At 58.3% G+C, this 6,067-nt stretch carries 9 protein-coding genes; 5 read left to right on the forward strand and 4 right to left on the reverse strand.

Annotation, left to right across the window (positions count from 1 at the left end; genetic code table 11):
- The coding region (locus NW819_RS03360; protein WP_414412883.1) for a transposase at positions 1-418 on the forward strand (418 nt) is incomplete at its 5' end.
- Entirely contained in the window at positions 342-725 is a 384-nt protein-coding gene (locus tag NW819_RS03365; RefSeq protein WP_414412887.1) for a transposase, read from the forward strand. The genes NW819_RS03360 and NW819_RS03365, both read left to right, overlap by 77 nt.
- A gap of 60 nt (positions 726-785) precedes the next feature.
- On the opposite strand, the gene NW819_RS03370 is transcribed toward NW819_RS03365, so the two are convergent.
- The 3 genes from NW819_RS03370 to NW819_RS03380 all read right to left on the reverse strand — a co-directional run bounded on the left by NW819_RS03370 (position 786) and on the right by NW819_RS03380 (position 3,707).
- The gene (locus NW819_RS03370) at positions 786-1,052 is read right to left on the reverse strand and encodes a CRISPR-associated endonuclease Cas1 (protein ID WP_414344071.1); all 267 of its coding nucleotides are present in this window, start codon (positions 1,050-1,052) and stop codon (positions 786-788) included.
- A 373-nt stretch (positions 1,053-1,425) separates the two neighbouring features.
- Positions 1,426-2,292 (reverse strand): SpoIID/LytB domain-containing protein, encoded by an 867-nt coding sequence (locus NW819_RS03375; protein ID WP_414412884.1) that lies wholly within the window; start codon positions 2,290-2,292, stop codon positions 1,426-1,428.
- A gap of 113 nt (positions 2,293-2,405) precedes the next feature.
- Positions 2,406-3,707 (reverse strand): MFS transporter, encoded by a 1,302-nt coding sequence (locus NW819_RS03380; protein ID WP_414412885.1) that lies wholly within the window; start codon positions 3,705-3,707, stop codon positions 2,406-2,408.
- A gap of 231 nt (positions 3,708-3,938) precedes the next feature.
- Here NW819_RS03380 and yidD point away from each other — a divergent pair, with 231 nt between their 5' ends.
- Positions 3,939-4,208 (forward strand): membrane protein insertion efficiency factor YidD, encoded by a 270-nt coding sequence (yidD, locus tag NW819_RS03385; RefSeq protein WP_414344078.1) that lies wholly within the window; start codon positions 3,939-3,941, stop codon positions 4,206-4,208.
- Positions 4,209-4,225: 17 nt separating this feature from the next.
- On the opposite strand, the gene NW819_RS03390 is transcribed toward yidD, so the two are convergent.
- Positions 4,226-4,609, reverse strand: a complete 384-nt coding sequence (locus NW819_RS03390) for a RidA family protein (RefSeq protein WP_011432209.1) — start codon at positions 4,607-4,609, stop codon at positions 4,226-4,228.
- Between the two features lie 183 nt (positions 4,610-4,792).
- Between NW819_RS03390 and NW819_RS03395 the strand changes: the two genes are divergently transcribed.
- Positions 4,793-5,143 carry a phenylpyruvate tautomerase MIF-related protein gene (locus tag NW819_RS03395; RefSeq protein ID WP_414412886.1) on the forward strand — a complete coding sequence of 117 codons (351 nt, stop codon included), beginning with the start codon at positions 4,793-4,795 and terminating at the stop codon, positions 5,141-5,143.
- 80 nt (positions 5,144-5,223) lie between these two features.
- On the forward strand, positions 5,224-5,970 hold the full coding sequence (locus tag NW819_RS03400; protein WP_414350142.1) for a TVP38/TMEM64 family protein: 747 nt from the start codon (positions 5,224-5,226) through the stop codon (positions 5,968-5,970).
- Positions 5,971-6,067 lie beyond the last annotated feature (97 nt).

Raw genomic sequence — 6,067 nt, forward strand, 5'->3', positions numbered from 1 at the left:
CTACCTCTACCTGGACGCGGCCTACTTCAAGGTGAACTGGGGCGGGCGGGTGGTGGACCTGGCCCTTCTGGTGGCGGTGGGGGTGAACGAAGAAGGCTACCGGGAAGTGCTGACGGTGGAGCCGGCGGGCGGGGAGAGGAAGGAGGCCTGGAGGAACCTGCTGAAGGGCCTGGTGGAGCGGGGGCTTCATGGGGTGAGGCTGGTCATTTCCGACGACCACCCTTCCATCCGTCAAGCGGTGATGGCGGAGCTTCCTGGGGCCAGCTGGCAGCGGTGCGTGGTGCACTTTATACTTTATGCGGAACGTTTTAGCTCATGTGCCGCAGTCGGAGCGGGGTGTGGTGGCCGAGGAGCTCCAGGAGGTGTTTGTGGCGCGGCGGCGGGGCACGGCGGAATCTCTGGCCCAGGAGTTCGTTGAGCGCTACCGGGACCGGTTTAAGCGGGCGGTGGAGGTGTTTGCCCAGGGTCTGGGGGAGGCCCTGACCTACCTGGACTTTCCCGGGGTCCACCAGCGGCACATCAAGAGCACGAATGTGCTGGAGCGGCTTATCCGTGAGGTGAAGCGGCGGACCAGGGTGGTTGGGGTCTTCCCCGGCGAGGGGAGCCTGGTGAATCTGGCCACGGTGGTGATGCTGAGGGCCACGGAGGACTGGGCTTTCCGGCGTTACCTGGACATGGGCCCGCTTTGGGCCGTGGAAGAGAAACCCACAAAAATCGCGACTTGACCATGCATGTGGGATCCCCTCAGCGGATGAGGAACGGCAAGTAAACAGGGATCTGATCATTTACAAACTGCTTGTAGGTCTGCACCTGCCGGTTGATGACGGCCCAGCACAGTACCCCATGTGGGAAAGATAGGCGATGGGGATGTTGCGCTCTAGGCAACTCTGGATCAGTTGGGTTGTGACTTGGGCATGGCCAAAGATCAAAATCTGATCCAAGTGGGGCAATTGAGCCTGTTGAAGAACAGCTCCAGCCCGTTTGACAACCAGGCGTTCCTGGTCGAGGCTGAGGTAGCAATCCTGTTGGGACACATAGAGTGTTCTACCCATGAGGCCACTCCCAGAAGCCTAAAATTGAAGCTGAGGTGGGAACAAAACGGGGTCTTCTTCAAGTTAAAAGTCAGGCCCAAAAATGCTGTAAGGGAAGATGCGAATGGCGAAAAAGCAGAGCAGGGTTTCTGGTGTGGGATCCGTTCGTGACGGTGCGCTCCTGATGAAAGATCTGCAAACCCTGAGACACTACGGCATCCTTGGGGATCTGGTGTATCGTTGGGGCTACTATCTCGGCTCTAGCACCATGACCGAAGTGGAGTTCAACGCCGCCCTCAGCGAGGGGATCCCAAAGCCCAAGAGGTCTTTCAGGCCCAAAAGCCGCGGTTCGGTTGACGCAGACGAGACAGAGCAAATCAGGGCACTGAAGGTCTCACTCTGGCAAACGAGCAAAGCTGACCCCTCGGTAGTAGTAGGCCAAAATTTGGCGGTAAGTCCAGCCTCGGCGGGCCAATTCTTGGGCGCCCCACTGGCTCATGCCAATGCCATGCCCAAACTTGGGATAGGGGCTGACATCCGGTAAGCTCATCAAATAAGGGATCCCACTCACCCCGACGGTTTGGCCGCCGCTGCTGGCGCTGTACATGGCATTGACAAACTGACCCCCATACACCATGACCACACCACGGGTGGCTTGTGTTGCTTCCAGGGCGGCTGCCGACCGCTGGGAAAGCCCTCGGTACACCTGGGAGCGAGTATCGCTAAACACATCAAACCAACCGCGGGAGTTGCGATGGTAAAGAACGTAGCTGCGGGCTGCCACCGCTTGCGCCTTCAGGGCTTCTGGGAAGAACCGGGATCCCATTTCTGCATCCACCACACTGGCCACATAGTCTTCTAGATCCACGTAGTTGATGGCCATCACCATGTTGTAGCCAGTCAAGAGCACCTTGCCGGAGTACCAGCGGCCATTCACTGCCACCAGGCCACCCTCCTGAGGTTCGATGAACAGCACCGGGTCAACCACCCCATGCAGACGCACCCCTTGAGGGCCGGGCTGAGCCAAAAACCCTTGCATAGGGGGCAGATCTGCCAGCACCTCTCCCCGACCGTTGATCAGTTGGGCAGGGAGAGAAACGCCTACCACCAGAGGGGCAGTGGTATCGGCCAATTGCACTCGCACTGTCACCCCCCAGACAGACTCCACCCATCCCCAGAAGGCACTGACCACCAGGGATCCCATCAGGGCCAGCCAATGCCGCGCTTCCATAGCCCGTGCCCAGAGTTGCTTTTTGTACACCAACTCCAACTTAGGATAGGGCGAGTTTCCAGAAATGGGCCGGTTGGTTGGCAGCAACTGCAGAGGGCTTGAGCCTCAGTTCTTGACGGGGTGTGGGGGATCTGAGTATGGAACTATCTATGAACGGGATCCCGTCTCCGGGGGAGCGGGCTGACCCGGTGGCTCCAGGAGGTCGGGTTGCGGCTGTCCTCCAGACAACCCGAAAGGCTGTCCGGCCCCAGGCCCAAGGCAAAGCGCAGCGAGTCCCCCGGTCGTCCATTGGAGAAGAAGAGAAAAGAACCTAAGGAAGCCAGGGAAAGAAGAGCCGCATAGCCAAACATGGCCCGATAGCCGGTTCCCGCCGCCAAGGTGCCCAAAAGGGGCCCCGCCAGGCCAATGCCCAAATCGAACCCACACATCACCAAGCTAAACAGGCGACCCCGCTCCACCGGCTCCGAGCGATCGGCCACGAGGGCAGAGATGAGAGGGATCAAAGTCCCAAAACCGCAACCCACCACGATCCCAGCAGCCAGAAAAGCGCCGGTGCTGTTGGCAACAATCAGGATCCCCATTGCCAAGGCATAGGTGGCCAAGCTGAGGGAGATAAATGGCCCCCGCCCATAGCGATCGGAAGCGCGACCGGTGAGCAGGCGCACTCCAAAGCTGGCAAAGGCCACTGCCGTATAAAAAAGACCTGGATTCAGGGGAGCTCCGGCTTCTTGGATTAACAAGGCCACAAAGGTGGTCTGGGTGCCGAAGGCCAACCCCACCAAAAACATTACCCAAGCGAGGGAGCGCACCTTCGGGCTGCCCAGAAAGCTCCAGAAGGCCCCATCCATCGGCAGGGATCCCCAATGCTCACGCCGCTGTTCTCGAACCAGTTGGGTACAAAGAAAGCCCACCAACCCCAGCAGAGCAGAGAAGAGAAACGAAGGGCCATAGCCGGCAAACTCCTGCAAAAAGCCGCCCAAAGCAGGGCCAATGGCTGCGCCGATCGGATTGACCAAACTCATGTAGCCCAGGATCTCACCCCGTTTTTCTTCTGGGGCAAAATCCACCACCAAAGTCACATAGGCCGTGGCAAAAGCGGCGATGCTAACCCCATGAAAGGCTCGCACCAGCGCTACCCATGGGATCCAATCGGAGAGCCAGTATCCTATGGGGGCCATCCCCACCACCCCCATGCCGATAAGCAGCACGATCTGCCGGCTGTGGCCATCCGCCAGGCGACCCAACGCAGGGCGAAAGGCCAGCAACCCAATCGAAAAGGCCCCCATTACCCAGCCCACTTGCTGGCTGGTGCCACCGGCATCTCTGATGTAGAGAGGCAACGTGGGCAGCAGCGAGGATAAACTGGCCCAAAAGAGCAGCCCAGCCACAAACAAAATGCCCAAGTTGCGCCGCTGTGCCGGCTGCAGCTGCCCGAATACCCTCACGCCAACTCCTTATGCAAAATGGAACTCAAAGCGTTCTCCCAGAACCGCGCCCTAGGATAAGCCCACCTTCGCCGGATCCCTCAGCCCGAAATATTTAGGTACTAACCTTTCTGATTGTAACCGTATGGTCTGGGGCTGGGAACCGGCCCTGCTCGCCTTTGCAGGCGCCTCCAGTCTGGGATAACAGCTAACCTCAAGTTACCTAGAGATGCGCTTTTTGGACTCCGACCCATGCCTGAACGATCGGATCCCCTCACTCGCAGCTTGATTGCCCTGATCCGGGGTTACCAGGTGGGTATTTCTCCTTGGCTGCCGCCTGCTTGTCGCTACTACCCCACCTGCTCCCAGTACACCTTGGAAGCGGTGCGGCGCTACGGTGCCCTACGTGGGGGTTGGCTGGGGCTCCGTCGCCTCTGTCGCTGTCATCCCTGGCACCCAGGGGGCTACGATCCAGTTCCCGATTTGCCGGGATCCGCGCCGACCCAGAAACCATTCCGCTAGCCGGACTCAGGAGACATTTAGGTCGATTGTGGGTAGCAGGCCACAACCTCGATTTCTACTCGGGCATTGAGGGGCAGGCGGGCCACCTGTACGCAAGAGCGAGCCGGAGCCGGATCGGTGGCAAAAAACTCTCGATAAACCTCGTTCATGGCCGCAAAATCCTCCATATCGGCCAGGAAAACCGTTGTCTTCACCACATTGGCGAGAGTGGTGCCCCCCGCTTCCAGCACTGCCTGCACGTTCAGCAATGCCTGCCGAGTTTGAGAAACAATGTCCTCCCCCACCAGTTTGCCGGTTTTGGGATCCAGGCCCACCTGTCCGGCGGTGAACAGAAACGGCCCCAGAGCAGTAACGCCCTGGCTGTAAGGGCCGACAGGAGCGGGGGCAGCCTCAGTTTGCACAGCACAAGGGCCTGGCCCGATTTGGCCCTGCTGGTGGCCGATCTCTGGCTTGGCCGGCTTCGTCTGCTCCATAGAGGTTTGCCCAACTCTGTCGCTACGCTACCACAGGTGGATTGCCGAAGAGCGGGGCTGAGAATGCCAAGATGAATTTCAAGATGAATTTGTTGATAGGGAGAGGGATCCATGCCTTTGATCAAGCTGCAAACGTCTGTGCAACCAGAAATCGCCGCAGTAGGGGAACTGCTCAAGGTGCTGTCTGCTGCTCTATCTGAACAGTTGGGCAAGTCGGAAGCCTACGTGATGACCGCCTTTGAGGGTGGGATCCCGATGACCTTTGCCGGCAGTGGGGATCCCTGTTGCTACGTGGAAATCAAGAGTATCGGGCAATTTTCCGCCCAACAAACCCGAGCCATGAGCGAGTTTTTTTGCGGCACCATCGAGGCCCGATTGGGGATCCCCAAGAAGAGGATTTACATTGAGTTCAGCGATGCCAAAGGCTATCTTTGGGGATGGAACGGCACGACTTTCGGGTAAAGATACTTCCCCCACTCCAAGAGCTGTCTACTCTGGCTTGCCCTAGCTCGCCTCACAAGAACTTTGTAGGAGTTTAGCCAATGGAAGAGCTACCTCAACTCAACACAAATCCCCAAAAGCAGCGGATTTTGCTTAAGCTTGCTACCGGCTTGGGCTTGGCCATTTTTATCTTTTGGGCAGCCCATCGATTGGGATTTTTTGGAGTTATTCAAGACTGGCTCGCCGAAGCTCTGGCTTGGATTGAAAGCTTGGGGTTGCTGGGGCCAATCCTCTTCATTGCCATTTACATTGTAGCGACGGTGCTGCTTCTACCGGCCTCGGTGCTGACCTTGGGGGCAGGGGCCGTGTTCGGGTTGCTGGCCGGAACTGTGTACGTGCTGATCGGGGCAACCATTGGAGCCAACTTGGCTTTTTTAATCGGGCGCTACTTGGCGCGGGAACAGGTGGTGAAATGGATTGAGGGAAACGCCAAGTTTGCGGCCATCGATCGAGCGTTGGGACGTGAGGGATGGAAAATAGTCGGCCTGATTCGGCTGTCGCCTGCGTTTCCCTTCAATGTGCTCAACTACGCCCTGGGGCTGACCCAAATTTCTTTTCTGGATAACTTGCTGGGCACCGCTGGAATCGTGCCGGGCACTTTTATGTATGTGTACATCGGCTCGTTGGCGGGATCCCTGGCCGACATGGAAGGCGCGGAGTTGGATCCTCAGGCTCAAACCGCCCAATGGGTCGTTCGCCTCGTGGGGCTCATCGCCACCATAGCCGCTACCGTCTACGTCACTCGCATTGCCCGCAAAGCCCTACAAGAAGCGGTGGAGCCTGCCTAGGGAATTGCATTTTAAACAAGAATGAAATCTGTTGCATTGCTTCCCAACTCCTCTCTCTCTGGGAGAAGGACTGGAGGTGGTCGCGGAAGCGGCGCGG

The organism is Synechococcus sp. R8-2 (assembly GCF_047461715.1).
In the GTDB taxonomy this organism is placed as follows: Bacteria; Cyanobacteriota; Cyanobacteriia; order Thermostichales; family Thermostichaceae; genus Thermostichus.